The organism is Mycolicibacterium nivoides, assembly GCF_003855255.1.
Lineage (GTDB): Bacteria > Actinomycetota > Actinomycetes > Mycobacteriales > Mycobacteriaceae > Mycobacterium > Mycobacterium nivoides.
In genome coordinates this window covers 6720695-6746040 of record NZ_CP034072.1, presented here as the reverse complement: position 1 = coordinate 6746040, position 25346 = coordinate 6720695, and the positions used below count along the sequence as shown (strand labels likewise).

The window sequence follows — 25346 nt, the reverse complement described above, 5'->3', positions numbered from 1 at the left end:
GTTCCTTCGCTCGGATCCGACTCCCCGAATCTAGCCTCTGGCCGCATCCCGCAGGATCTGTTGCAGCCGGTCCAGCGGATCGCCGGCCTTGGGGTCGAGCCGGTTGCCCGGCGGCGTGGTCGCCGCGCCGGCCGGCCCCGGCGGCGGGGCCTGTGCTGCCGGTGGTGGCGGTGGCGAGTTCGGCGGCAGGATGACGCCGGCCCCATCGATCTTGCTGCTCAACCGCGCCGGCGCATCGTTGCGCACGGTGCGCCGATCCGGATCGGGGTCGGCATTGCCGACAAAGCACCCGACGGGCGCCCGGTCCACCACATCTCGTGCGGCGAGGTAATGGGTCAGTGCCATCCGGCTGTTGGACGCCGCGGCCGCACGGTCGCCGAGGGTCTCCCGGACCAATTCCAGATTCACCCTGGCCGAACATGATTCAGCTGTGTCGAGCCGCTCGACCGCCACGGCGAAGTCCTGATCGGCATCGGCCAGCCGGTCCTCCAGAACTGCCAGCGCGCCCGCGGCGAAGTTCGCCTTGCCGGGTTGGACGACGTTGAGCACCTGAAGTCGCGCGACCTCGCCCGCCAGTGCCTCGGTGTCACGGTCGGCGAAACTGGCGGCTGCCGAGTTACCGATCACCACGACCGACAGCAGTTTGACGACCGCGATGACCAGCACCAGCGCCACCGGGGCCGAGTACACCAGAAGCCGACGACGGACCGTGCTCATGACCGCGGCTCCACGTCGATCGGCTGGGTGCGGCGGAATTCGCGCAGCACCAGATAGAGCTCGACCAGGATGAGCAGGGCCGCCACCCCGGCGAAGACCCAGTACAGCTCGACGGCGGCGGCCACCGCTACGGCCGCAGGTGCCTGACTTCGCGTGTCGTCATCGGGGAGTGCCTCATCCAACGGTGTCGCGTCGGTGCGCGGGACGAACGGCACCCCGATCTGTTCGGCGACCCCGCGAAGTGCCTGCGCCCCGGCGTCGTCGTACCCCAGTACCGCGCCACCGTCCACGGCATTCTCGGGCAGCTGGAATTCGCGTTGCGGTGCTTGCGATTCCGGGGCGCCAGCCCCGAGATAGAAGACGAGGTTCTGTGCCCTCGGAAACTGCTGCACCGCGCTGATCAGCTGGTAGCGCAGGATGCTGGCGGCTGCGCCGACGTTGGGATCCGGGGCATCCGCCGTCGCGGGGCGCGCATTCGTCGCAGCCACCACCGGGCGCAGGCTCCAGGTATCGGCGGACAGCGGCCAGTCCACGGACGGCCGGTCGGCGAAGCCGATCAGCGCGAAGCGGGCCTGTGGATGGCGTTCGATCAGGGCCGCGATGTCGCCCCGCGCCGCCGAGATCCGGGAACGGCCGTCGGGATCCGGCCCCGACATGTCCGGCGAACGGTCAAGGATCACAAAGATGTTGGGGTCGCGATCGCCGGCCGGCCGGGGCACGAGGTCATCGGTCCCGCCGGCGACGGGACCGAGGGCGGCCACGAGCAGCAGGAATCCCGCCGTGGTGAGTGACGACCACCGCCAGACCACCGACCAGCCGCCGCCTTGCGCCCGAACCCGCCCGAAGGTGATCGCACGAGCCACGACGAGCGCCACCGCGAGCACTGCGACGAGCAATGGCGGAAGTACCGGTTCGAGCCTCATCGCCGCATCACCACCGGCCACCACCACAGCACTGCCACCGCCAGCAATGCCAGCAACACGGGAACCCCTGGAGCTTCGGCGGATCGGACGTCGGCGGTCTCGCCGGTCGACCCCGCCTGCGGTGGGTTATCCCGGATCTCCGCCAGATGCGCGGCCACGTCGGCCGAATCAGGAAACCACCGCCCGCCGGTGCTTCGGGTCAGGTCCGCCGCAATCCCGTCACCGGGCCCGGGCGTGATGGCGTTGACCTGGACACCTGCCGTCATCGCCAGGTCGCGCAGCCGGTCCGGACCGAACAACGGTGTGACTTCACCGGGGCGGGGCAGGGATTCAGGTCCGACGTAGATCACCGACCGTCGTTGTGCGGACCGCTCCAAGAACGACGGGAATCCGGTCAGACACAGGGCCAGCACGTCTTCGACGCTGGCTGCGTAATCGACGTAGGACACCGGCGCGACGAACGGCCGGGCACCTTCCTGCCGACCGAATGCGGCGAATTGCGCTGCGGTGTACTGGTAGTCACGGGTGAGCGGGATGACCCGGCGGTTGGCCGAGGTCAGCCCGACCCGTTCGGTGCCGAACGAGCCGACCCGATCTGCGAAGTACTGCAGTGTGGCGCTGACCGCGGGATCGGTCAGCGGGCCGCCGACGCACACCATGATGTCCTCCGGGGTCGCGACGTGGGTGGCGCGATTCCACGACGGAAGGCCGGTGGGGCGTGCCGCGACCAGAGCCGACGCCACGAACGCGACCGTCAGTGTGACCATGGCGACCACGGCCGCCATGGTCCGTCGTCGCGCGGCCCTGGCATACTCGGGCAGCCGGGTGAGCCTGCCGGTATTGGCCAGCGGCGTGAATTCGTCCGGGGCGGCCGACGGCTTCAGGAGCAGGGCCGACGCCACGCACCCGGCGAGTGCGAGGCAGCCGGCGATCGCCACCGCCCACCAGATCAGGTCCATCCGCGGATCAACTCCTCCGCGGTGGCGCTGGCCGTGGCGGCGTCGAGTGCCGAGCGGTGATTGAACTGAATATCGGTGAGCTCGGCCAGGATCGGTGCGGCCCGCGCGGCCGCACTGTCCGCGATGGCATCGACCTGCATGTACTGGGCCTGCACCCCGGTCGCGGCGTGCAGGAAGGTGCGAAGTTCGCCGCTCAGTGCCGCACCTGCCCCCGCCGCCGTGAGATCGCCGGCCCGATAACGGTTTCCGATGGCGCGGACGGCACGGGCAGACCGCCGCCGCAACAGTTCGGCCCGTGCGGCGCCGAGGACGGGCAGCTCCCGCACCGGACGTCGCCGGGAGGTCAGCACGAACACGGCCGCATACCAGGCACACAGGACCGCGATCAGGCCGATCGCGGTCCACAGCCACAGCGGCGAGTAGGGCGTCGGGCCGATCACGTGGTGCAGCAGATCATCCGGCACGGGCGTACACCCCGGTCATCGCGGTCAATGCCGCCCTGATCCGAACGCTCCCGGTGACCCGCGCGTGCGGTATCCGCTGCAGGGTCAGGAATTCGGAAAGTTGTTCGCGCCGTTCCGCTTCCGCGCGCCGGTAGGCCTCGACGACGTCAGGGTCCAGCCCGGTCAGGATCTGCCGGCCGTCGGCGACCTCGTAGCTGCGACCGCTGTTCCGGCGCGCGCTCACCGCGGGCATATCGCTGAGCAGGGCCCACAACACGTCGTGGCGGGCCGTCAGGGAGCCGAGCACCTCGGCCAACTCGTCGCTGACCTCCGGTTCGTCGGAGACCACGAAGATCAGCAGCCGGTGCCGGTAGTGCCGGGCGACCCACTCGAGCTGAACCCGGATGTCACTCGGGCCGGGGCGGTCGGTGGTGTGGTGGTCGTACCGGTGCAGCATGCTTTCGATGTGGGTCTCGCCGCGGCGCAGCCGGACGTCGACATTGCCGCGGCGATCGCCGAGCACCATGGCGATCTCGTCGGACCGGGGCAGCGTCATCAAGCCGATCGCGCCGATGGTGTGCAGTGCCACAGTTCTTTTGAACTCGCCCGACGGTGCGAGCGCGCAGCTGTTGCGTCCGGCGTCGGCGACTACCAGGACCTTGTGGTGTTTTTCGGAGACGAACCGCTTGGCCAGGGTGTGCCCGGAGCGCGCGGTGGCCTTCCAGTCGATGTCGCCGACGTCGTCTCCGGGGACGTAGGGGCGCAGTTCGTCGAATTCCAGGCTGCGGGTGTGCACCAGGGCGTAGCGGCCACCTTCGAGTAGCCCGCCGACGTCGCGGCCGGCATACGCCTTGGCGGAGTCCAGGTATCTACCCATCCCGGCCTCACGGGACCTGCACCGCGCGCAGCACCGCATCGACGACGACGTCGGGGGTGATTCGGGCGGTGGCAGCTTCGAAGCCGAGGATCAACCGGTGTCGCAGCACGCGATGGGCGAGCCGGGCGATGTCGTCGGGCACCACATGGTCGCGGCCACGCAGCACCGCCAGGGCGCGCGCCGTCCGGCAGAACGCGAGGGTGGCCCGCGGGCTGGCCCCGTACTCGATCACCCGGGCCAGATTGGCCGGCAGGTGGTGCCCGGGTTCGCGGGTGACGGCGACGAGCCGGCTGGCGTACTCGACCAGTGCGCGGTCCAGATACACCGCGCGCACGATGTCCTGGGCGCGATGCACGTCGTCGATGGTGACGACCGGGGCGGCACGGTGGCCCCGGTCATAGAGGCCGGCGTCCATCCGGGCGGCGATCTCGACCTCGTCCTCGATCGACGGATAACCCACGATCTCCTTGAGCATGAACCGGTCGGTCTGGGCCTCCGACAGCGGATAGGTGCCTTCCTGATCGACGGGGTTCTGGGTGGCGATGACGAGAAACGGTTCGGGGATGGGATATTCGACGCCGGCGATCGTGGTCTGCCGTTCCTCCATCGCCTCCAGCATCGCGCTCTGGGTCTTGGCGCTGGAGCGGTTGATCTCGTCGAGCAGCACGATATTGGCATGCACGGGGCCCAGCTGGGTGGCGAACGTGTTGCGGGCCGCCTCGTAGATCTGGGTGCCGATGATGTCGCTGGGCAGCAGGTCGGGCGTGCATTGGATACGCCGGAAGCTGCCGTCGATGGACTCGGCGACCACCCGTGCCGCCGTGGTCTTGGCCAGCCCGGGGACGCTCTCGAGGAGCAGGTGCCCGCCGGCGAGGAGCGCGACCAACATCGATTCGCGCAGATGGTCCTGGCCGACCACCCGGGTGGCGAATGCCGAGCTCACCGCGGCCGCGATGCGCTGGGCTTCGGCGGCGTCGCGCTGGTCAACCTGCAATCGCGGTGCCGTCATGGATCCTCTCCGGTCGGTCGTCCCCCTTCCCCAGACCCAGACGATGTACCCAGACTTCGCCGATCTCATGCCCCGCTGTCTGGGCCCGGCGTCGCCGGCACCCGACGCGGCCACCAGAACCAGCGGCCGAGCAGCACCGCGATGGGCGGCACCACGAAGGTCCGCACCACCATGGTGTCGATCAGCAATCCGATGCCGATCGTGGAACCCACCTGGGCGATCGTCACCACACTGGCACCGAGCATCGCGAACATGGTCAGTCCGAACACGATCCCCGCGACGGTGACGACGCTGCCGGTTCCGGCGAATGCCCGGATAGTCGCGGTGCGCACTCCGGCCCGGGCCTCGTCGCGCAATCGCATCGCCAGCAGCAGGTTGTAATCCGCGCCGACGGCGACCAGGGCGATGAACGCCAGTGCGGGCACCGCCCAGTGCAGCGGTTGGCCGACCAGAAACTGCCAGATGGCGGCGCTGGCCCCGAGCGCCGATGCGTAGGAGATCGTGACGGTGGCCAGCACCACGATCCCGGCGACCGGGCTGCGCAGCATGCCGGCCACGATCACGAAAATCAAGATGAGCGTGACGATCACGAGCAGGGCGAAGTCGTGTTGCACATACTCGATGAGTTCCGCGGTCGCCGTTCCGACTCCCGTGAGGTCGATGACGCCGCTGACCGCCAGCGGGGTGTCCTTGAGTGCCTCGGCGGCGGCAACGCGGATCTCGGCAGACCGGTCCGCACCGTCACGCCCCCAGGATTCGCCGTCGCCGTAGACCAGAAGCCGGGTGGCGTGGCCGTCGGGCGAGAACATCATGTCCATCACCCGGCGGTACTCCGGATCGTCGAAAGTCCGTGGAGGCAGGTAGAACCCCCCTTCGGAGCTGCCGTCGAAATCGGTGCTCAGCTGCGACAGGTAACCGGTCATCTGCTGCATCTGCGGCCCGACACTGCCCAGGCTGGAGCGCAAGGTGGAGGTGAGACCGCGTAGCTGGGTCAGCGCCGTGCGCATCGTCGCCACACCCTTGGCCGCCCCGCCGAGTGAGCTGGTGGCGCTGGCCGCGCCCTCCTCGAGCGCGCCCGCCCCGCCGGCGAGGGTGCCCGTCGCGCTGACCGCGTCATCGAGGGGTGTGACGATTTTCTGTACTGCCGCGCAGATCGGGTTGGCCGCACAGTCGGGGTTGCTGTTGACGAATTGGCGCAACGGATCGGCATAGCCGGACACCGACTGCAGGTTGCCCTGCAACCCGGTCATGCCCGCACCGATGTCCTGCGAGCCGGCCCCGACCCGGTTCAGGCCGTCGACGGCACCGGTCAACCCGCGTTGCATACCGTCGAGAGCGGCATCGAGTTGACCGATGGTTGCCGTGACGGTGTCCACGGAGTTCATCCCGTTGAGCGCGGATTGCGCTGTGCCGTCGAGTTGTTCACCGATCTGGCCGGCCTGGTAGGTCAGCGTGCCCTGGCGCACCGGGGTTCCGGCGGGGCGGCTGGCCGATTGCACGGTGCGCACCCCGCGCACCTCAAGGACCTTCCTGGTGACGCGTTCGATTGTGATCAGGCCGGCCGGCGTCCGCAGGTCCCGGTCCGCCTGGATCGAGACGATCTCCGGCAACAGCCGGTTGTCCGGGAACCGGCCGTGGACGGCCTGGTATCCGCGGCTGGAGTCGGTGCTCGCCGGCTGTGCGGACAACTCCGCGAAGCTGATCTTGGCGCCGAGCAGCGGCACCGTGCAGACGATCAGTGCGCCCGCGGCCACCACCAGGATCGGCCCCGGCCAGCGGGCAACCGCCGTGCCGATCTTGCGCCACCGGCGGCTGATCCGTGCCGCCCGCGGCTCGACCCAACCGCGCCTGCTGAACAAGCCGATCAGAGCCGGCGTCAATGTCAGTGCACCCAGCATCGCCGCGAGAACACCTATCCCACTGGGTATTCCGGCACTGCGCAGGAAATTCACCTTGGCGAAGGTCAGGCAGAACAGCGCGGTGGCGATGGTCGCGGACGACCCGGCGATCACCGGCGCAACCCGGCGGTAGGCGTCGGCCAAGGCATCCGGCGGCGCCATGCCCGCCCGCCGGTTCTCGTGGTAGCGGCCGAGCAGGAAGATGCCGTAGTCGGTCCCGGCGCCCAGCACCATCGCCGACATCAATGCGACCGAGAACACCGACACCTCGATCACGCCGTGCTCGCCGAGCAGCGCGACCAACGGACGCGCGACCGCCAGGGACAGCCCCACCGAGGCCAGCGGGACGGCGGCCGCGATCAGCGATCGGTACACGAAGAGCAGAAGTGCGGCGATCATCGCGACCGTGAGCACCGTGATTCGCGCCAATTGTGCATCCAGAGCATCGAATTCATCGACCAGGCTGGGCCCCGGTCCGGTGACATGCGTGCGCAGTCCCTCCGGTGCGCCGGAGGCGTCCACCGCTGCGCGCAGTGCGGCCACGGCATCGGTGGCGGTGCTGCTGCCCAGTTGACCGGAGAGCCGTGCCATCAGATAGGACGCCTTGTGGTCCTGGCTTTCGAATACGGCGGCAGCGGCGGGGTCGTCCCACAGGTCCATGACTGATTCGACGCCGGGGGTGCCGTTGCGCAGCCGGTCGGCCAGCGCGCGGTAGTAGCCGCGGTCGGATTCCCCCAGTGTCCGGTCGGCTTCGAGGACGACGTAGGCGATGTTGTTGCTGTCGGAATCCCCGAACAGGGTCCCCATCCGCTGTGCGGCCTGAGTCGCGCCGGAGTCGGTCGGGAAGAAGGCCCGGGACTGTTCCTTCACAACGTGTTCGAGCTGGGGTACCGCGATGTTGCCGGCGCCGGCCAGCAGCATCCATGCGGCTGTCACCAGGACCGCGTACCTGCTCGCCCATCGCGCAATGCTCGCCAACACCGCTCCCCACCCCGTCCATAACAATGTTATTGGCAGGTATAACATTGTTATGGCAGCATGTCCAGGACGATGTCCACCATGGGAATTCGCGAAAGCCTGATCGAGGAGAGCCTCCAGGTGCTCGAGGAGAGCGGGCCGGAGGCACTCAGTGCGCGCATGCTGGCCAAGCGGATCGGCGCCTCCACCATGGCGGTCTATACGCACTTCGACGGCATGCCCGGCCTCTACGAGGCGCTCGTCCGGGAGTCATTCGTCCGGTTCGGCGAACACCTGCGTCGGCGTCCGGACACCGACGATCCGGTGGCCGACCTGCTCGCCTCCGGACTGGCCTACCGCGAGTACGCGCTCACCTATCCGCAGCGCTACCGGCTGATGTTCGGAATCACCTCGCCGTCCATCGCGCTGCCGATCGGCCGCGACGTCACCGTCGACGGCAACCCGGCAGCCCTGTCCGAGATCAACTCGGTCTACGCCCAGATCCCCGTATTCGTGCGGCGCTGCATGGACATCGGCGCCATCGACGAGGGCGATCCGGTGGCCGTCGCCGCGCAGATCTGGACCATGATGCACGGCTACGTGCTGGCCGAAATCATCGGCGTCTTCGGCACCGACGGCGCGGGCGTCTCGTGGGTGCTCGCCCCGCACATCACCAATCTGCTGGTCGGCCTGGGCGGTGACCGGGACCGTATCCAGCAGTCCTTTCAGCGCTTGGACCCGCCGTCGACGCCGCACCCGACAGCACCCGCCACCGCGACCGTGCGCCGCGGGCGCCGGACCCGCAGCTAGCGCGGTGGCCCACAATGATGTGGTGACGCAGAGCTGGGAAGGCTTCGACGGGTTCACCGAACTCATCGACTACCCGATGTTCGTCGTGACGGCACGGGCCGGGAACGAGACGGCAGGTTGTCTGGTCGGGTTCACCACGCAGGCCAGCATCGATCCACCCCGGTTCCTGGTCGGGATTTCGAAGAAGAACCACACCTTTACCGTCGCGGCAGCGGCCACCCATCTGGGTGTGCACCTGCTGGCCCGTGACGACCTCGAGCTGGCCCGCTGGTTCGGCGGGCAGACCGGTGACGAGGTCGACAAGTTCGCCGCGTGCAGCTGGCACGCCGGCCCCGCCGGTACACCGATTCTCGATGCCGCCCCGGCCTGGTTCGTCGGCGTCGTCCTCGACCGATTCGATCTCGGTGACCACGTCGGCTACCTGTTGAATCCGGTTGACGGCCTGGCGCCCGACGAGACGCGGCCCTGGGTCAGCCTCACCGACGTGGCCGACCTCAAGCCCGGACACGACGCCTGAGCCCTACTTCCAGGCGAAAACCGGTTGTTCGAGTTCATCCACCGGATCGGCGCGTCCCTCCAGGGCCAGCCACCGCAACTGCAGCAGCACCGCGCCGGTCGGTGCGTGGATCAGATCGTTGCCCAACGGAATCTGCACCACCGGGCGCGGGCTCTCGGGAATCGTGATGAACCGCGGCGAATCCTCGCGCTGCAGTTGATGCAGTCCCACCCGGTATGCCGCCACCACCTCGTCGGGCGAGGGGCGCAGATCCAGCCGGCCGCCGCCCCAGACCACCACAGGCGTGATGACGTATCCCGAGCGGGTCGGATAGTCGTCGAGCAGGCCCAGCACCGCCGAGTCGGGCAGGTTGACCCCGACCTCCTCGTCCAGTTCGCGCAGCGCGGCCTCGATCGCCGTTTCACCGGGATCCAGCCGGCCGCCGGGTAGCGCCCACTGTGCGGCGTGGGAAGAGAGCCGGGAAGTCCTGCGGCACAACAGGAAAGCGGCCCCGCCGGAGACATCGACCATGCGTCCGTCGAGTCCGGGCTCCGGCATGGGCCGACCGTCTATCCATTCGTCGACCGGAGCCGGATCCACCCGGTCCTCGCCGAGTTCGGAATCGACCAGGACCACCGCGACGGCCGCGTGCCGCTTGCTCGGGTCGATCACGGCGCGGCGGTCGTGGCCCGCCAGATGCACACCGATGCGTTCCCGCAGGGCTTCGTCATAGGCGATGGTCACCGCTCGACCATATGCGGGACACAGACGACGCGACCGGCGAGGTCACGCCCGCTTACTGGTCCGGCTTGCGGGTCTGCTGATACAGCGTGAGCTTCCACACCCCGTCGACCCGGTGATAGACGCTGGACATGGCACCGACGAACGCGGGCTCATCCCCGTCGCGGTAGGCCGTACCCGTGTAGACCAGAGCGGCGTTGTCGTCGTCGAGCGCGATCAGCCGAACTCCGCTGATCTCATAGGCACGCCACGGCGGGGATTGCGCCAGCGCGCTGACGACGGTATTGCGGTCCATCACCATGCCGTTGGCGAGAACCATGACGGCGTCGGGCAGCATCAGTTCGCCGTAGAAATCGGCGCCGGACGACTCGCACAGCGAGTCCCACCCTGCCCGTTCGATGTGCAGAAGTTCGTCGAGTACTGGACTGGTCACGGTGATCGAGTACCCACTGCGCGACCCCGCCATGTCTGGGCGCCGCTGTTAAAACAGTGGTAGAAGTGATAACTGGGGATAACGGTTCATCCGGTATCGGACAGGTCCACTTCGAGGAGAGGCATGCCTTTCGGCAGGTGGGCCCGGCGCGCGGGCCGCCGGGCCGGAGTTGCGGCGGCAGGTGCCGCCGCCGCGGTGTGCCCGATCGCAGCTCCCCTGTCTTCGGCCGCGCCGAAGTGTCCCGACATCGAGGTCGTGTTCGCGCGCGGCACCGACGAACCCGCCGGTATCGGCAATGTCGGCAAGGCGTTCGTCGACACGCTGCGCCCCATGGTCAAAGGCTCGACTGTCGACACCTACGCGGTGCAGTACCCCGCGTCGTGGGACTTCATGAAGGCCGCCGCCGGGGCCACCGACATGAGCAAGCGCATCCAGGCCACCGCGGCGCGCTGCCCCAAGACCAAGATCGTGATGGGCGGTTACTCACAGGGCGCGGCGGTGGTCGACGTCGTCGCCACCTCCCCCGTCGCCGGCCTCGGCTACAGCGCGCCGCTTCCTGCCGCGGTCGTCCCGCGCGTCGCCTCGGTCGTGGTTTTCGGCAACCCGTCGGCGCGCCTCGGCCAGCCGCTGACGCGGATGAGCCCGGACTTCGGCGCCAGGACCGCGGACCTGTGCAACACCAACGACCCCATCTGTTCGCTCGGCCAGGACTGGAACGCGCACATCACCTACCCGAAATCGGGCCTGATCAAGCTCGCCGCGCAATGGGTCACGCGTCACGTCCAGCCGCCTCCAGCGCCCGCTGCTCGACGGTGAGCACCGGATAGAGCCGGTGGGTCCCGGGAAGGCCCTTCAGTTCCACTTCGCGGGCCGCACCCAGGACGATGTCATCGAGGTGCCTGACCGCCTCCCCGACCGGTTCGCTGACCAGAATCTCGCCGCCGTCGGCCTGACCGGCGACCCGGGCCGCCATCGCGACGTCGAGGCCGAACAGGTCGTCACCACGGCGCACCGACGTCCCCATGTGCACTCCGATCCGCACCCGGATCGCCTGCCACCGCTGGGGATTCTCCGCGAGCGCGCTCTGCACGTCCGTGGCGAACCGCACCGCGTTCTCCGGGTCGGCGAACGCGATCATGAATCCGTCGCCCTGGCTCTTGACCACGTGGCCGCCGTGCTTGACGACGCGCGCCTGAACGAGCTTGTTGTGCTTCTCCAGCAGCTTCACCCAGGCCCGGTCACCCATCGCGGCGTTGTACTCGGTCGAGCCCTCGATGTCGGAGAAGACGATGACGACGCGGCCGTCAGCGGTCAGCCGAGCCAGATCCGGCCGTTCCACCTGGGCCCATCCGGCCAGGTCCTCGATCGAGTTGCGGACCGTAGCGCCCAGCCCTTTGTTGATCAGCATGTCCGCGGTCTGAAACACCGTCTTGATGGCCAACGGCGCCACACCCCGACGACGCTTCCGCCTGCGGTCATCGTCCTCGAGCTTCATGCGCTCGATCTCACGCCTGGCGTTCGCGAGCTGCCGCCGGCTCACGATGAACAGCACCAGGAACGTGACGAACGCCGCGAACAGCACGACGACCACCACCAACAAGACGGACTCAAGGGTGGTCGGCATCTGCACCCGCTGATTATCGCCGCATGTCACATTCCGTCGAGTCGCGGTGTCTTGAGGGTGTAGTCACCATCAACCAGGAGTGCACCATGGATGCTCGTTTGAACCTGTTCGAGAACCCGACCGCCGTGAAGATGCTGAAGTACGTCACCTCGGCGGGCAAGGTGATCACCGACTCGGCGCTTCCAGACACCACGCACCAACTGGTGGCACTGCGCGCCAGCCAGATCAACGGCTGCGGCTTCTGCACCGACATGCACACCAAGGACGCCGCTCTCGCCGGGGAGACCCAGCAGCGCCTCAATCTGGTCGCGGTGTGGCGGGAGGCAACGGTGTTCACCGAGGCCGAACGCGCGGCCCTGGAACTGACCGAGCAGGGCACCCGGATCGCCGACGCGGCGGGCGGGGTCAGTGACGAGGTGTGGGCGAATGCGGTCAAGTACTACGACGAGGATCAACTGGCCGCGCTCGTCTGCCTGATCGCCTTCATGAACACCGTCAACCGCTTGAACGTGATCATTCAGCAGCCCGCCGGCGACTACCAGCCCGGCCAGTTCGGATAACGGCGCTCAAGCAGTCCCGGTCGGCGCACCGTATGGGGTGCCGACCGGGGCGAACGGCGGCACGGGCGAACTGGCACGCTGGTCATCAACATGACCACTCCCCTCCTCGATGACCCGAGCGACCTGTCGGCGCTGCATGCCAAGGGCAACGATGCCGACACCCTGTTCACCGACTTCGCCGGCTGGGCCGAGGCCAACGGCACCACGCTCTATCCCGCGCAGGAGGAGGCGCTGATCGAACTGGTCAGCGGAGCGAACGTGATCCTCGCGACGCCGACCGGTTCCGGCAAATCCCTGGTGGCCACCGGGGCGATCTATGCGGCGCTCGCCGCGGACCGCGTCAGTTTCTACACCGCCCCGATCAAGGCATTGGTCAGTGAGAAGTTCTTCGCGCTGTGCGATGTGTTCGGGGCCGACAACGTCGGCATGCTCACCGGGGACGCGTCGGTCAACGCCGACGCGCCGATCATCGCGTGTACCGCCGAGATCCTGGCCAACCTCGCGCTGCGCGAAGGGGCCGAAGCGGACATCGGCCTGGTGGTGATGGACGAGTTCCACTTCTACGGCGACCCGGATCGCGGCTGGGCGTGGCAGGTCCCGCTGCTCGAACTCCCCAGGGCCCAGTTCCTGCTGATGTCGGCGACGCTGGGCGACGTCACGTTCCTGCGTGAGGACCTCACCCGCCGCACGGGACGTCCGACCGCGCTGGTCGCAGGGGCGGAAAGGCCGGTGCCACTGTTCTTCTCGTACGCCACCACGCCGATGCACGAGACCATCGCCGATCTGCTCGACACCAAACAGGCGCCGATCTACGTCGTGCACTTCACCCAGGCCTCCGCCCTCGAGCGGGCCCAGGCGTTGATGAGCGTCAACGTCTGCACCAAGGAGGAGAAGGCCGCCATCGCCGAGATGATCGGCGGCTTCCGTTTCTCGACGACCTTCGGCACCACCCTGTCGCGACTGGTGCGGCACGGCATCGGCGTCCACCACGCCGGCATGCTGCCCAAGTACCGGCGGCTGGTGGAACAACTGGCCCAGGCCGGACTGCTCAAGGTGATCTGCGGCACCGACACCCTCGGGGTCGGCATCAACGTCCCGATCCGCACCGTGGTGTTCTCCGCCCTGTCCAAGTACGACGGCACCCGCATGCGGTTGCTCAACGCCCGTGAGTTCCACCAGATCGCCGGGCGGGCCGGGCGCGCGGGATACGACACCGCAGGCACCGTGGTGGTGCAGGCACCCGACCACGAGGTGGAGAACCTCAAGCAGTTCGCCAAGGTGGCCGACGACCCCAAGAAGCGCCGGAAGTTGGTGCGGCGCAAGGCACCTGAGGGCATGGTGCCGTGGGGCGAGGCCACCATGAACCGGCTGATCGACGCCGCGCCCGAACCGTTGACCAGCAACATGCGGGTCTCCACGGCGATGATCCTCGACGTGGTCGACCGCCCGGGCGACCCGTTCGCGGCGATGCGACGGCTCCTCACCGACAATCACGAACCCCGCAAGCGTCAGCTCAAGCACATCCGGGAGGCGGTCGGGATCGCCCGCTCGTTGCTGCAGGCCGGAGTCATCGAGCGCCTCGACACACCCGAACCTGACGGCCGCCGGTACCGGCTGACCGTCGACCTACCGGACGACTTCGCGCTCAACCAGCCGCTGTCGACCTTCGCGCTGGCGGCGGTCGACGTCCTGGATCCCGACTCGGAAACCTATGCGCTGGACGTGGTTTCGGTGATCGAGGCCACCCTGGAAGACCCTCGCCAGATCCTGGCCGCCCAGCTGAACAAGGCCAGGGGTGAGGCGGTGGCGCAGATGAAGGCCGACGGGATCGAGTACGACGAACGCATCGAGCTGCTCGACGAGGTCACCTATCCCAAGCCGCTGCAAGAACTGCTGGAACACACCTACGAGGTGTACCGGCAGACCAACCCGTGGGCCGCCGACGGACACCTGTCCCCCAAGTCGGTGGTTCGCGAGATGTGGGAGCGGGCCCTGACCTTCCGCGAGTACATCAGCGTCTACGGGCTGACCCGCTCCGAAGGCGCCGTGCTGCGCTACCTGTCCGACGCGTTCAAGGCGCTGCGCTCGGGCGTGCCGACGGCCGCCCGCACCGAGCAGCTCGCCGACATCGTCGAATGGCTCGGCGAGCTGGTGCGCCAGGTCGATTCCAGCCTGCTCGACGAGTGGGAGCAGCTGACGAGCCCGGACCAAGAGGCGGGCGTTCCCGTGCAAGAAATCCGCGCGGTGCCGGCCCGGCCACGCCCGCTGACCGGCAACGAGCGGGCTTTCACCGCGATGGTCCGCAACGCGTTGTTCCGCCGGGTCGAGTTGTTCGCCCGGTCCCGCTGGGACGAGCTCGGGGCGCTTGACGCCGCGTCCGGCTGGACGGCCGAGCGCTGGGCCGACGCGGGCGAGGCGTACTTCGACGAGCACGCGGAGGTGGGTACCGGAGCCGACGCCCGTGGCCCGGCGTTGCTGATCTTCGACCGGCAGGCGCAGGTGTGGCGAATTCGACAGATCCTCGAAGATCCTGCCGGAGATCACGATTGGGGCTTCGACGTGGAAGTCGACCTGGCTGCCAGCGATGAGGAGGGTGCCGCGGTGCTGCGTATCGTGGACGTGGGCCGGATGGGGTGAGCGGTTGCTGAACCCCATTTTATCGCGGACCCCGGGCCTTGCGGCAAGGCCCCGGTGATGGCGCACAATCGCTGGCCGAACCAAACCACGGATAAGCGAGGTAACTGTGGGGAACGTGCCAACTGACGAGCACGACATCGAAGTACAGACCGAACAGACCTATGTCGACGGGCTCTACTCCCGCTTGGACGCCGAGCGCATCCGGGTACGTGACCGGTACCGCACCGCGCTGCGCGAGCACGGCGGTTCCGCGGTGGAACGCGACGCCGAGGTACGGGCGCTGGCCAAGGAAGCCAACCGGCTCGACGTGGCCGACAACGGCCTGTGCTTCGGGCGGCTGGAAACCCTTGCCGGAGAACATCTCTACGTCGGCCGCCTGGGTCTCTTCGACCGTGAGGACGACTACGAACCGTTGCTGCTGGACTGGCGGGCACCGCTGGCCCGGCCGTTCTACACCGCGACCGGGGCCAACCCCGAGAACATGCGCCGGCGCCGCCAGTTCCGCACGCTTGGGCGTCGCGTGCTCGATTTCACCGACGAGGTGCTGGGCCGGCCCACCGAGGGTGATGAAGGTGATGCCGCACTGCTGGCTGCGGTGAACGCCCCGCGCGGCGAGGGCATGCGCGACATCGTCGCGACGATCCAGGCCGAACAGGACGAGGTCATCCGCAACGAACACACCGGAGTGCTCGTGGTGGAGGGCGGCCCGGGCACCGGCAAGACCGTGGTGGCACTGCACCGCGTGGCCTACCTGCTCTACACCCATCGCGAGCGGATCGAACGCCACGGCGTTCTGGTCGTCGGGCCCAATGAGGCGTTCCTGGACCACATCGGCCGGGTGCTGCCCTCGCTGGGTGAGTCCGATGCGGTGTTCATGACACCCGGCGACCTGGTCCCCGGCCTGCACGTCACCGCCGAAGACGCGCCCGAGGTGGCCGCGATCAAGGGCTCGCTGCAGATCCTCGACGTGTTGGCCGCCGCGGTGGCCGACCGCCAGGAGGTGCCCGCCGAGCCGATCTTCATCGAACTGCCCGACGTCACGGTGCGCATCGACGCCGAAATCGCGCAGTGGGCCATCGAGGAGGCCCGCGAGACCGGGCTGCCGCACAACGAGGCCCGCGCGACGTTCCGCGACATCGTCACCTACGTCCTCACCGAACGCGCCGTGGCCCGCATCGGCAAGGGATGGCTCAGCCGCGCGGACAAGGCAGCATGGGAGGAGCTCCGGGCGAGTGTGGTCAGCGAACTCGACGAGAACGCCGCGTTCGCCGAGGCACTCGATCGGCTGTGGCCGATCCTGACCCCGGAATCCCTGCTGACCCCGCTGTACTCGTCACCCGATCGGCTGTCCGCGGCCGGCGCCGATCCCCGGCTGCTCCGTGCCGACGGCAGCGCCTGGACCATCTCGGACGTGCCGTTGCTCGACGAGTTGGTCGACCTGCTGGGCCGGGACAAGGCGGCCGACGAAGCCGCGGAACGCGAACGACGGGAGGAAGCGGCCTACGCCGCAGGGGTGCTCGACCTGATGATCGCCCGCGAGGATCTGATGGACGACGAGGATCACCTGCTGGCCAGCGACCTCATCGACGCCGAGGACCTGGCCGACCGGTTCCTCGAGCGCGATACCCGGGAACTCGCTGAACGTGCTGCGGCCGACCGGGATTGGACCTACGGTCATGTTGTGGTCGACGAAGCCCAGGAACTGTCCGAGATGGACTGGCGGATCCTGATGCGCCGTTGCCCACGCCGGTCCTTCACGGTCGTCGGCGATCTGGCCCAGCGCCGCTCCGCCGCCGGCGCCCGGTCCTGGGACAGGATGCTCGAGCCGTATGTGCCGGGCCGGTGGATCTACCGGACGCTGTCGGTGAACTACCGCACCCCGGCCGAGATCATGACGGTGGCCGGAGCACTGCTGGCCGAGTTCGCACCCGGGGTTCAGCCTCCGGAGTCGGTGCGGGCGTGTGGCGTGCAGCCGTGGTCGAAGCAGCTGACTGCCGACGAAATCCCTTCCGCTGTCGAGGAATTCACACGAGATGAAGCCACCCGCGAGGGCACCTTTGTGGTGATCGGCCCGCCCGGGGTGCCCGGCGCGGTGGCCCCTTCGGAAACCAAGGGCCTTGAGTTCGACGCGGTACTCGTCGTGGAACCCGCACACATCCTGGCCGATGGTGACCGCGGTGCCGCCGAGTTGTACGTCGCGCTCACCCGCGCGACGCAACGCCTCGGTGTGCTGCACACCGAACCCCTGCCCGACGCGCTGAACGGTCTGGCCCATGTCTGACACCACATGTGCGATCGTCGGCGGCGGTCCCGCCGGGATGATGCTCGGCCTGATCCTGGCGCGGTGCGGGGTGGCGGTCACCGTCATGGAGAAGCACGCCGACTTCCTGCGCGATTTCCGCGGTGACACAGTGCATCCGAGCACCATGCGCATGCTCGATGAGCTGGGGCTCTTCGGCGAGTTCAGCAAGATCGGCTACAGCAAGGTGGAGAAGGCCCAGTTCCCGGTCGGCGGTCAGCCGGTGACGCTCGTCGACTTCCGGCGGCTGCGCCAGCCTCACCCGTACGTGGCGATGGTGCCGCAGTGGGACTTCCTCGACCTGCTGGCCGATGCGGGCCGCGGTGAACCCAACTTCACGCTGCTCATGCGGACCGAGGTGACCGGGCTGCTGCGCGAGGGCGAGCGGATCACCGGGGTGCGCTACACCGGTCCCGACGGCGACGGTGAGCTGCGCGCCGAGCTCACCGTGGCCTGCGACGGCCGTACGTCGGTGGTCAGGCGGGAGGCCGGGCTGACCACCCGGGACTACCCGGTGCCCTTCGACGTGTGGTGGTTCCGGTTGCCGCGCACCGAGGACGGCCAGTACTCGCTGATCCCGCGCACGGCACCCGGACGCGCGCTGATCATGATTCCCCGCACGGGCTACTTCCAGGTCGCCTACCTGATCCCGAAGGGCAGCGACGCCGGGCTGCGGGCCCGTGGGCTGGACGCGTTCCGCGCGGAGCTGGCCGGGCTGATCCCCGAGGCCGACGTGGACACACTCACCTCGTGGGACGACGTCAAACATCTCGACGTCCAGCTCAACCGCCTGCCGCGGTGGCATCGCGACGGTGTGCTGTGCATCGGCGATGCCGCACATGCCATGTCGCCCGTGGGTGGGGTCGGTATCAACGTCGCGATCCAGGACGCCGCCGCGGCCGCCCGCCTGCTGTACCAGCCGCTGCGCGAGCACCGGGTGACCGAGTCCGACCTGGCCGCCGTGCAGCGCCAGCGCACCCTGCCGACCGCCGTTACCCAGGGCTTTCAACGGATCCTGCATCGTCAGGTGATGGCGCCGGTGATGGCGGGCGCCGAGGTCACCCCACCCGGGGCACTGGTGAGCATCGTGCGCCGGTTCCCCCAGCTCACCGCGATCCCCGCCTACCTGGTGGGCACCGGGGTCCGTCCGGAACACGTGCCCGAGCCGGCCCGCCGTTAGGTCCAGCATGGGAGGTAAACAGAACCCCGAGCAACGTCGACGCGAATTGTGCGATGCGGCAATCGCTCTGCTCGCCCGTGAGGGCATCAAGGGTGTCACCCACCTGAAGGTCGACCGCAAGGCCGGGGTTGCCGACGGGACCACGTCGTTCTACTTCCGCACCAGTTCGGCGTTGATCCGTGCGGCCGCCAACCGCATCGCCGATCTCGACCTGGCCGATCTCACCGCGGCCACCCGATCGGACAACGGCGGCGACGGCCCGTCACCAGCGGTCGGGCTGGCCCGCCTGGTCATCCGCTCCGGAACCGGTGCGCGCCTGGTGCGGAGCAAGGCCCGCTACGAGCTGGTGATGCCGTCCAGCCGGGACGCCGGCCTGGCCGAGGCGTTCAGCCACAACCAGCAGCGGTTCTTCGAGCTGCACCGAAACGTGGTGGTCGCACTCTGCCCGTCCGATACCGACCCGGGCCTGATCGATGAAAAGTCCTATGTACTGCTGACTTTCATCAGCGGACTGATGCTGGCCCTGGCTCGCGGCGACCGCACGATCAACTCCGACGAGGAATTGCACGGCATCATCACCGCGATCGTCGCGGCGGCACCGGCCGCCTCACATCGCGAAGGAGTAGCCGCCGTTGACCGGTAGCGTCTGGCCGGTGATCCAGGAGCCGTGGTCGCTGGCCAGCAGCACCGCGAGGTAGGCGACGTCCTCGGGCAGGCCGGGCCTGCGGATCGGGTAGCGCGACAGGATCGCCTTGGCCTGCGGGGAGTCGCCCATCTCAGCCCACAGCGGTTCGGTCAGCGGTGTGCGCATGGTGCCCAACGCGATGTTGTTGGCGGTGATGCCGTAGCGGCCGTTCTCCAAGGCGATCGACCGCGTCAGTCCCGCGGCTCCGGCCTTGGCCGCCGCGTACACCGCACCGCTGGCATCTCCGGTCCGTCCGGCATCCGACACGATCGTCACGACCCGGCCCCATTGCCGCTCCACCATCGTCGGCAACGCTGCCCGCGTGCAGTGCAGTACCCCATACAGATTCACCTGCAGGAACGGGTCCCAATCCGCAGGGGTGGTGTCCGCGAAAGGCATCCGGGCGGCGAATCCGTCGGCCCCGGCGTTGCCCGCGTTGTTGACCAGGATGTCGGCGGGCCCGGCCTTCGTGATCGCCTGCGTGACCGCTTCGTAGTCGGTGACGTCGAACGGCACCGCCAGCGCATCGCCGCCCGCGTCCCGCAGCTCTGTGGCCACAGCCTCGGCCCGCTCGCCTCGGAGGTCATTGACCAGCACAGTGGCACCGGCCGCGGCGAAAGCATCGGCAAGTCCCCGGCCGACACCCTGTCCGGCACCGGTGATCAACACCCGGCGGTTCGACAGATCGAATTGCAGCGTCATCGTTTGGCGAGGTCTCCCGTGGTTGGCCTGATCTGGAACAACCTACCCCACAAAGTCTCTATATATGTAGAGTCCTGCACGTCGGCCCCGGCAAGACGGAACGGAGACCAGGTGAAATTCATCTTCAACCTGCCGCACACACTGCGACTCAAGGCGACGATGCAGCCATGGGAGGCCGAAGTCACCGGCGCCGATCAGACCCGCATGGCGAAGCGGGCCGACGAGCTGGGCTACGACATGATCGCCGTGCCCGAACATTTCGCCATCCCGCGCGAACACGTCGAGTTGTCCGGACCGCACTATCTGCAGTCCACCGCCGCGCAGGCCTACCTCGCGGGTGCCACCTCACGGATACGGCTCAACTCCTGCATCACGGTGCTGCCACTCCAGCATCCGCTCGTCCTCGCCAAGTCACTGGCAACCGCCGACTGGATGAGCAGTGGGCGGATGATGGTCACTTTCGGAGTCGGTTGGCTGCAGCGGGAATTCGAACTACTCGGCGTTCCTTTTCACGAACGGGGACGGATTGCCGACGAGTACCTGGCTGCCATCATCGAACTCTGGACCAGCGAAACCCCACGGTTCGAAGGCCGATACGTGGCCTTCGACGACATCGCTTTCGAGCCCAAACCGATTCAGAAACCGCACCTTCCGGTGTGGATCGGGGGGGACGCCGACGGGGCGCTACGGCGCGCCGCGAAGCATGCCACCGGATGGTGGTCGTTTCTCACCCCTCCGGAACAACTGGCCGAGCGGATCGAGTTCATCAAGTCCCAACCGGATTACGACGGACGGGACTTCGACGTCGTACACGGGATGGCGACCAGGCGCGTCGGCGAGGGGCATGCCGTACGCGAGGACCCCGATGCCCGGTCCGGGATGAGCGCGCAGGAAATCGTCGACCGGTTGTGTTGGCTCGGGGAACAGGGAGTCACGGTCAGCGCCGTGCCGCTGCCCGCCGTCAGCGGTGTCGCCGAATATCTCGACTATGCCCAGTGGGTGATAGAGGAGATCAAACCGAAGGTTCCGTAGAACTGGTAGTGGTCAAGGGACCCGGATGGACCAAGGACTCTATGTCCGCACCCGTGCAGCCCCTAACCTGAAACCGTTCAGCCATAGGAGGGCACTGATGAGCGACCACGACGTGCGGATGATCATTCTCTCGACCGACGACCTGGATGAGTCGATCCGCTTCTACACCGAGACGCTGGGAATGCCGCTGAAGTTCCGCGATGGCGCCCACTTCGCCGCGCTCGACGGTGGATCGCTGACTCTCGCTCTGGCCACTTCGGCGGATCACCCGATCCCCGGGCAGGTCGTCGTCGGGATCAAGACCGCCGATGTGGACGGTGCGGCCAAGGCCATCGAGGAGAGCGGCGGCGGAATCATCAAGCACCCGTACGACGATGCCCACGAGCGCCGGGCCGTGGTCTACGACAACAAGGGCAACGGCCTGGTGTTCTACAGCCCGCTGGCCCGTTAGCCGGACACGGAAGCCGCGGCGTCGAGCAGGGTTTCGGCCAGCCGCGCCGCGGCCGGTGTCATCCGCTCGACCGGCGGCGCGGCGAGATAGACCTGCCATACCGGCGGGTCGCGCAGCACAACGGTCCCCAGATCGCCGTAGCGGCGCGCCTCGGACGCCGGCATGAAGGCGGTGCCCAGTCCGTTGCCGACCAGTTCGGCGATCGCGGCGAACCCGGCCGGAACCTCGTACTGCGTCTGCGGTTGCACACCGGCACGGTGAAACGCCTCGTCCATCAGGCGTCGCAGCCCGAACTCCGGTGGGAAGCCGACGAGCTCCTCGCCGGCCAGGTCCCCCAGCTCCAGACGGCGACGACGCGCCAGGGCGTGGTCGTCGCGGCAGACGAACACCATCGGCTCCTCGAACAGCAGCTTCATGTCCAGCTGCGCCGGGAACCGGTTGGGCAGCGAGACCAGGGCCAGATCCAGCGAGCCCTCCAGGAGTGCTGCCAGATAGGCCGAGGCACCCGATTGGCTCAGCCTCAACCGCAGCCTGACGAACGGGTGGGCACGGTGGAAGTCGCCGAGGGCACCGCCGACATCGACCGGCCCATACGAGATCAACGAGCCGAATTCGACTGTTCCCATGAGAGACCCGCGGAACTGACCGGCAGATTCGGCCGCCGCACGGGCCGCGTGCAGCACCTCGTAGGCATGCGACCGGAAGGCCTCCCCCGCGGCGGTCAGGCTGATCCGTTGCCGCGACCGGTCGAACAGCTCCACGCCGAGTTCACGTTCCAGCTTCGCAATCGAGGTCGACAACGCCGACTGCACGACATGCGCCCGCTCGGCGGCGCGGGTGAAACTCATCTCGCCGGCCACGGCGATGAAGTGTTCGATCTGTCGTAACTCCACGGCGTCAGCCTATCTATCCTGTCGATGGGCCTCATCACATTCAATCGTTGGACTTGATGTGTCCGGACGGGTGAGATGGACACCGAGACCCCGCGAGAAGGAGCAGCAACGGTGAATGGTTTGAGCAGAAGGAACTTCGGCTTCCTCACGGCGGCCGCCGCCGGGGCGGCCACGCTCGCCGCCTGCGGCACCTCACCCGCGCCGTCGCCGGGGCCGCCGACTGGGGCCCCATCGAAGCCGTCGCACACCATGAACCCGGTCAAGCAGATCGACGCCGGCGAACTCAACGTCGGCTACACCGAGGCCGGTCCGGCGGACGGACAGCCGGTGATCCTGCTGCACGGCTGGCCCTACGACATCCACAGCTATGCCGACGCCTCGGCTCTGCTCGCCGATCAGGGCTTCCGCGTCATCGTGCCCCACCTGCGCGGCTTCGGGTCCACCCGGTTCCGCTCCGCCGATACCGTGCGCAACGGGCAGCAGGCCGCACTGGCGCACGACGTCATCGCGCTGATGGACGCCCTGAACATCCCCGAGGCGGTGCTCGGTGGATACGACTGGGGCGGACGCACTGCCAACAACGTCGCCGCCCTGTGGCCGCAGCGCTGCGCGGGACTGGTCGCGGTCAGCGGCTACATCACCGTCAACCTGGCCGCCAACTTGAAGCCGCTGGCGCCGGAAGCCGAGTTGGGTTGGTGGTACCAGTACTACTTCGCCACCCCGCGCGGTGAACTCGGCTACCGCGAGAACACCAAGGAGTTCAACCGGTTGATCTGGACGAAGGCCTCACCGCTGTGGCACTTCGACGACGCCGCCTATGCCCTGTCCGCCGCGGCGTTCGACAACCCCGATCACGTCGCCATCGTCGTGCACAACTACCGGTGGCGGCTCAGCCTGGCCCCCGGTGAAGCCCGCTTCGACGCCGACGAGGCACGGCTGGCCGCCAAGCCGCCCGTCACCGTGCCGACCATCACGATCGGGTCCGACTTCGACGGCGCGGCCAAGGACGGCGCCGGCTACCGCGCGCTCTACACCGGGCCCTACGAACACCGCATCCTCAACGGCATCGGACACAACGTGCCCCAGGAGGCGCCCGAGCAGTTCGTCGCCGCGATCACCGACGTCAGCCGGATGGGTGGCCGCTGACCTCAGGCTCAGGTGGTGTACATCGCCAGGTGCACGTACACCTCATCCGGTGACCGCTCGTCGACGATGATCTCGCGGTGGACCTTGCGGCCCGCCTTGGTCGTGACCCGGTCCTGGGCGTACAGGGGATTCGGCGCGGTGGACAACTCCGGCCCGGCGATCACCGGCGTGGTGCGCGGAATCTGCGAGGGCTGCGGTTGTGCGGTGAACTGCGACACCAATGCCGGCAAGTGGGCATCCGTGGTCCGCAACGCCAATCGGTACCGGGTGTCGATACCCGAATCCGAGTCGACCGCCAGCACCTCGACACCCGGTGGGACAACCACGTCGCCGAATTGCGCTGCGGTATCCGGTGAGACCTGCGTGCCCGGCCTGCTCTGTCCCGGACCACACCCGGTCGTGAACAGCAGGATTGCGGCCAGCAACCACAGCGCCGTCGCACGGCGTTTCTCACCCGTCATGGACAGTCCCGTCGTCAGGGATACGGCCGCCCGGTCAGTTTCCGGATCGTGCGGATCTCACCGTCCCGATAGGGCCGTCCATCCGCATGGAACAAGTCATGGAACCACACCGGTGGGGGCGTCTTGTACGGATGATCCCAGGAATCCCACGGCAGATAGGTCTGCGTCTTACCCGCCACCAGGCCCCAGCTGTAGGCACCGACGTTGTGCCGTTTGGCGATCGGCAACACACCCTCGACCGTGCTGCCCTCACCTCGGGCCAGATATTCGGTGCACAGGATCGGACGTCCCATCGGTGCCAGCTCACCGATCCGCGCCTCGAATCCGGCCGGGTCGTCGTAGCTGTGAAAGGTCAGCACATCCGAGAGGTCGAGTTGGATCGTCGCCATCGCGCTGCGCTGCAGCGGGTCGGCCCAGGCCCCGTCCCAGACACCGCTGGTCAACGGCTGCACGGGGTCGACCGAACGGGCCCAGCCGAAAACCTCCGGCAACAGCTTCTCGATCAGGCCGACCTTGTCCTGCCGTTCCACCTCGCGGTAGTTGGCCGCGGGGTTGTCCGGTTCATTCCACAGGTCCCACCCCAACACCCGATCATCATGGCGGAACTGGCTGATCACGCCGACGACGTACTCGCGCAACATTCGCCGGTAGCGGTGATCGTCGAGGTTCTGCGCACCCGGGCTCTGGACCCATACCGAGTTGTGGATCCCGGGCCGTGGCCGGCGCTGGCGCCCCAACCGGGGAAACGGATCCCAGCAGGAATCGAACAGCACGAACAGCGGCTTGATGCCGTGGCTGGATGCCAGAGCAACGAACTGGGCCAGTCGGTTCTGAAAGCCCGAGCGGCCCTGGGCCCACAGCTGGTCATGCAGGAACACCCGCACCGTGTTGAACCCGGCCAGCCTGGCGATGCGCAGCTCATTGTCGATCCGCTGCGGGTCATAGGTTTCCGGCTGGAACATCTCGAGCTGATTGCCCGCGTTGGACGGAATGAAATTGGCGCCGACCAGCCAGCCCTGCGCGGCGTACCAGCGTTGCGCCCGCTCAGGTGACCAGCGGGACCCGTGCCCGTCGATCTGCGCATGGGCCCCCGGCGCCCTGGTCACCGACAACCCTGCGGTCATGAGCAGCGAGAGCTTGAACGCGGCACGACGGCCCATACCGGCACCGTCGTCTTTCCTGTTGACCTGCATCACTTTACGAATAAAACGCTTCTCCCTGTGCGAACACTGGCGGCATCAAAGGGGGTACCCGTCGCACCCGCGATCCCAACTCCACAGCGAGTTATCGACTACGCGTCCGCCGGCAATGTCCCGACAAGTTCGACGCCAAGCCCCCCGACCGGCGTTCGGAAACCGAACTGCTGACGCTGAACGACCGGGCCGCTCAGGCCCGGCACCCCCATGCCGTCAT

General features: G+C 68.0%; 25 protein-coding genes. 11 read left to right on the top strand and 14 right to left on the bottom strand.

Going from position 1 to position 25346, the window contains the following annotated elements; genetic code table 11:
• Positions 1-30: 30 nt before the first annotated feature.
• From EH231_RS32880 to EH231_RS32850, 7 genes are all read right to left on the bottom strand, one after another.
• A complete protein-coding gene (locus EH231_RS32880; protein ID WP_090429595.1) occupies positions 31-717 on the bottom strand; it encodes a hypothetical protein in 687 nt (228 codons plus the stop codon).
• The gene (locus tag EH231_RS32875) at positions 714-1640 is read right to left on the bottom strand and encodes a vWA domain-containing protein (protein ID WP_090430713.1); all 927 of its coding nucleotides are present in this window, start codon (positions 1638-1640) and stop codon (positions 714-716) included. The genes EH231_RS32880 and EH231_RS32875 overlap by 4 nt, the downstream gene beginning before the upstream one ends.
• Positions 1637-2599 carry a hypothetical protein gene (locus EH231_RS32870; protein WP_090429593.1) on the bottom strand — a complete coding sequence of 321 codons (963 nt, stop codon included), beginning with the start codon at positions 2597-2599 and terminating at the stop codon, positions 1637-1639. The genes EH231_RS32875 and EH231_RS32870 overlap by 4 nt, the downstream gene beginning before the upstream one ends.
• A complete protein-coding gene (locus EH231_RS32865; RefSeq protein ID WP_090429591.1) occupies positions 2590-3063 on the bottom strand; it encodes a hypothetical protein in 474 nt (157 codons plus the stop codon). The genes EH231_RS32870 and EH231_RS32865 overlap by 10 nt, the downstream gene beginning before the upstream one ends.
• Entirely contained in the window at positions 3053-3919 is an 867-nt protein-coding gene (locus EH231_RS32860; protein WP_124714078.1) for a DUF58 domain-containing protein, read from the bottom strand. Before EH231_RS32860 ends, EH231_RS32865 begins: the two co-directional genes overlap by 11 nt.
• A gap of 7 nt (positions 3920-3926) precedes the next feature.
• Positions 3927-4928, bottom strand: a complete 1002-nt coding sequence (locus EH231_RS32855; protein ID WP_090429586.1) for an AAA family ATPase — start codon at positions 4926-4928, stop codon at positions 3927-3929.
• Positions 4929-4993: 65 nt separating this feature from the next.
• Complete coding sequence (locus EH231_RS32850; protein WP_241177847.1) at positions 4994-7762, bottom strand: MMPL/RND family transporter; 2769 nt, start codon at positions 7760-7762, stop codon at positions 4994-4996.
• A 102-nt stretch (positions 7763-7864) separates the two neighbouring features.
• Between EH231_RS32850 and EH231_RS32845 the strand changes: the two genes are divergently transcribed.
• Together EH231_RS32845 and EH231_RS32840 are read left to right on the top strand one after the other, a co-directional pair.
• Complete coding sequence (locus EH231_RS32845; protein WP_090429582.1) at positions 7865-8593, top strand: TetR/AcrR family transcriptional regulator; 729 nt, start codon at positions 7865-7867, stop codon at positions 8591-8593.
• Positions 8594-8612: 19 nt separating this feature from the next.
• Entirely contained in the window at positions 8613-9110 is a 498-nt protein-coding gene (locus EH231_RS32840) for a flavin reductase family protein (protein WP_409543851.1), read from the top strand.
• A gap of 3 nt (positions 9111-9113) precedes the next feature.
• Here the strand turns inward: EH231_RS32840 and EH231_RS32835 are convergent, their stop codons facing one another.
• Together EH231_RS32835 and EH231_RS32830 are read right to left on the bottom strand one after the other, a co-directional pair.
• Positions 9114-9833 carry an NUDIX hydrolase gene (locus tag EH231_RS32835; RefSeq protein ID WP_090429580.1) on the bottom strand — a complete coding sequence of 240 codons (720 nt, stop codon included), beginning with the start codon at positions 9831-9833 and terminating at the stop codon, positions 9114-9116.
• A gap of 52 nt (positions 9834-9885) precedes the next feature.
• A complete protein-coding gene (locus EH231_RS32830) occupies positions 9886-10296 on the bottom strand; it encodes a nuclear transport factor 2 family protein (RefSeq protein ID WP_090429578.1) in 411 nt (136 codons plus the stop codon).
• Between the two features lie 90 nt (positions 10297-10386).
• Here EH231_RS32830 and EH231_RS32825 point away from each other — a divergent pair, with 90 nt between their 5' ends.
• A complete protein-coding gene (locus EH231_RS32825) occupies positions 10387-11079 on the top strand; it encodes a cutinase family protein (RefSeq protein ID WP_164481122.1) in 693 nt (230 codons plus the stop codon).
• On the opposite strand, the gene EH231_RS32820 is transcribed toward EH231_RS32825, so the two are convergent.
• Positions 11033-11887 (bottom strand): adenylate/guanylate cyclase domain-containing protein, encoded by an 855-nt coding sequence (locus tag EH231_RS32820; RefSeq protein WP_170856371.1) that lies wholly within the window; start codon positions 11885-11887, stop codon positions 11033-11035. The genes EH231_RS32825 and EH231_RS32820 overlap by 47 nt on opposite strands.
• A gap of 86 nt (positions 11888-11973) precedes the next feature.
• Between EH231_RS32820 and EH231_RS32815 the strand changes: the two genes are divergently transcribed.
• The 5 genes from EH231_RS32815 (at position 11974) to EH231_RS32795 (ending at position 19206) form a co-directional block, all read left to right on the top strand.
• Positions 11974-12447, top strand: coding sequence for a carboxymuconolactone decarboxylase family protein (locus tag EH231_RS32815; protein ID WP_090430705.1), 474 nt, complete (start codon positions 11974-11976; stop codon positions 12445-12447).
• Positions 12448-12537: 90 nt separating this feature from the next.
• Positions 12538-15084 carry a DEAD/DEAH box helicase gene (locus EH231_RS32810; RefSeq protein ID WP_090429576.1) on the top strand — a complete coding sequence of 849 codons (2547 nt, stop codon included), beginning with the start codon at positions 12538-12540 and terminating at the stop codon, positions 15082-15084.
• Between the two features lie 115 nt (positions 15085-15199).
• Positions 15200-17365, top strand: a complete 2166-nt coding sequence (gene helR / locus EH231_RS32805) for an RNA polymerase recycling motor ATPase HelR (protein WP_090430703.1) — start codon at positions 15200-15202, stop codon at positions 17363-17365.
• Positions 17358-18563, top strand: coding sequence for an FAD-dependent oxidoreductase (locus tag EH231_RS32800; protein WP_090429575.1), 1206 nt, complete (start codon positions 17358-17360; stop codon positions 18561-18563). Before helR ends, EH231_RS32800 begins: the two co-directional genes overlap by 8 nt.
• A 7-nt stretch (positions 18564-18570) precedes the next feature.
• The gene (locus EH231_RS32795) at positions 18571-19206 is read left to right on the top strand and encodes a TetR/AcrR family transcriptional regulator (protein ID WP_090429573.1); all 636 of its coding nucleotides are present in this window, start codon (positions 18571-18573) and stop codon (positions 19204-19206) included.
• On the opposite strand, the gene EH231_RS32790 is transcribed toward EH231_RS32795, so the two are convergent.
• Complete coding sequence (locus EH231_RS32790) at positions 19171-19950, bottom strand: SDR family NAD(P)-dependent oxidoreductase (RefSeq protein WP_090429571.1); 780 nt, start codon at positions 19948-19950, stop codon at positions 19171-19173. The two genes, EH231_RS32795 and EH231_RS32790, sit on opposite strands and share 36 nt — an antisense overlap.
• 111 nt (positions 19951-20061) lie before the next feature.
• Here EH231_RS32790 and EH231_RS32785 point away from each other — a divergent pair, with 111 nt between their 5' ends.
• Both EH231_RS32785 and EH231_RS32780 read left to right on the top strand, forming a co-directional pair.
• On the top strand, positions 20062-20982 hold the full coding sequence (locus tag EH231_RS32785) for a TIGR03619 family F420-dependent LLM class oxidoreductase (protein WP_163666245.1): 921 nt from the start codon (positions 20062-20064) through the stop codon (positions 20980-20982).
• A gap of 97 nt (positions 20983-21079) precedes the next feature.
• Positions 21080-21433, top strand: a complete 354-nt coding sequence (locus EH231_RS32780) for a VOC family protein (RefSeq protein WP_124714077.1) — start codon at positions 21080-21082, stop codon at positions 21431-21433.
• Here EH231_RS32780 and EH231_RS32775 read toward each other — a convergent pair.
• Positions 21430-22326, bottom strand: coding sequence for a LysR family transcriptional regulator (locus tag EH231_RS32775; RefSeq protein WP_090429569.1), 897 nt, complete (start codon positions 22324-22326; stop codon positions 21430-21432). The genes EH231_RS32780 and EH231_RS32775 overlap by 4 nt on opposite strands.
• Before the next feature lie 75 nt (positions 22327-22401).
• Here EH231_RS32775 and EH231_RS32770 point away from each other — a divergent pair, with 75 nt between their 5' ends.
• The gene (locus EH231_RS32770) at positions 22402-23472 is read left to right on the top strand and encodes an alpha/beta fold hydrolase (RefSeq protein WP_124714076.1); all 1071 of its coding nucleotides are present in this window, start codon (positions 22402-22404) and stop codon (positions 23470-23472) included.
• An 8-nt stretch (positions 23473-23480) separates the two neighbouring features.
• Here EH231_RS32770 and EH231_RS32765 read toward each other — a convergent pair whose 3' ends face one another.
• Both EH231_RS32765 and EH231_RS32760 read right to left on the bottom strand, forming a co-directional pair.
• Positions 23481-23933, bottom strand: a complete 453-nt coding sequence (locus EH231_RS32765; RefSeq protein ID WP_090429565.1) for a hypothetical protein — start codon at positions 23931-23933, stop codon at positions 23481-23483.
• Positions 23934-23947: 14 nt separating this feature from the next.
• Positions 23948-25093 carry a glycoside hydrolase 5 family protein gene (locus EH231_RS32760; RefSeq protein ID WP_090430699.1) on the bottom strand — a complete coding sequence of 382 codons (1146 nt, stop codon included), beginning with the start codon at positions 25091-25093 and terminating at the stop codon, positions 23948-23950.
• Positions 25094-25346 lie beyond the last annotated feature (253 nt).

Excerpts from the sequence above, each read along its gene's own strand:
- EH231_RS32880 (WP_090429595.1), bottom strand. The coding sequence starts at position 717 with ATGAGCACGGTCCGTCGTCGGCTTCTGGTGTACTCGGCCCCGGTGGCG.
- EH231_RS32875 (WP_090430713.1), bottom strand. The coding sequence starts at position 1,640 with ATGAGGCTCGAACCGGTACTTCCGCCATTGCTCGTCGCAGTGCTCGCG.
- EH231_RS32870 (WP_090429593.1), bottom strand. The coding sequence starts at position 2,599 with ATGGACCTGATCTGGTGGGCGGTGGCGATCGCCGGCTGCCTCGCACTC.
- EH231_RS32860 (WP_124714078.1), bottom strand. The coding sequence starts at position 3,919 with ATGGGTAGATACCTGGACTCCGCCAAGGCGTATGCCGGCCGCGACGTC.
- EH231_RS32855 (WP_090429586.1), bottom strand. The coding sequence starts at position 4,928 with ATGACGGCACCGCGATTGCAGGTTGACCAGCGCGACGCCGCCGAAGCC.
- EH231_RS32845 (WP_090429582.1), top strand. The coding sequence starts at position 7,865 with ATGTCCAGGACGATGTCCACCATGGGAATTCGCGAAAGCCTGATCGAG.
- EH231_RS32830 (WP_090429578.1), bottom strand. The coding sequence starts at position 10,296 with ATGGCGGGGTCGCGCAGTGGGTACTCGATCACCGTGACCAGTCCAGTA.
- EH231_RS32825 (WP_164481122.1), top strand. The coding sequence starts at position 10,387 with ATGCCTTTCGGCAGGTGGGCCCGGCGCGCGGGCCGCCGGGCCGGAGTT.
- EH231_RS32820 (WP_170856371.1), bottom strand. The coding sequence starts at position 11,887 with ATGCCGACCACCCTTGAGTCCGTCTTGTTGGTGGTGGTCGTCGTGCTG.
- EH231_RS32815 (WP_090430705.1), top strand. The coding sequence starts at position 11,974 with ATGGATGCTCGTTTGAACCTGTTCGAGAACCCGACCGCCGTGAAGATG.
- EH231_RS32810 (WP_090429576.1), top strand. The coding sequence starts at position 12,538 with ATGACCACTCCCCTCCTCGATGACCCGAGCGACCTGTCGGCGCTGCAT.
- EH231_RS32800 (WP_090429575.1), top strand. The coding sequence starts at position 17,358 with ATGTCTGACACCACATGTGCGATCGTCGGCGGCGGTCCCGCCGGGATG.
- EH231_RS32795 (WP_090429573.1), top strand. The coding sequence starts at position 18,571 with ATGGGAGGTAAACAGAACCCCGAGCAACGTCGACGCGAATTGTGCGAT.
- EH231_RS32790 (WP_090429571.1), bottom strand. The coding sequence starts at position 19,950 with ATGACGCTGCAATTCGATCTGTCGAACCGCCGGGTGTTGATCACCGGT.
- EH231_RS32780 (WP_124714077.1), top strand. The coding sequence starts at position 21,080 with ATGAGCGACCACGACGTGCGGATGATCATTCTCTCGACCGACGACCTG.
- EH231_RS32770 (WP_124714076.1), top strand. The coding sequence starts at position 22,402 with ATGGACACCGAGACCCCGCGAGAAGGAGCAGCAACGGTGAATGGTTTG.
- EH231_RS32765 (WP_090429565.1), bottom strand. The coding sequence starts at position 23,933 with ATGACGGGTGAGAAACGCCGTGCGACGGCGCTGTGGTTGCTGGCCGCA.
- EH231_RS32760 (WP_090430699.1), bottom strand. The coding sequence starts at position 25,093 with ATGGGCCGTCGTGCCGCGTTCAAGCTCTCGCTGCTCATGACCGCAGGG.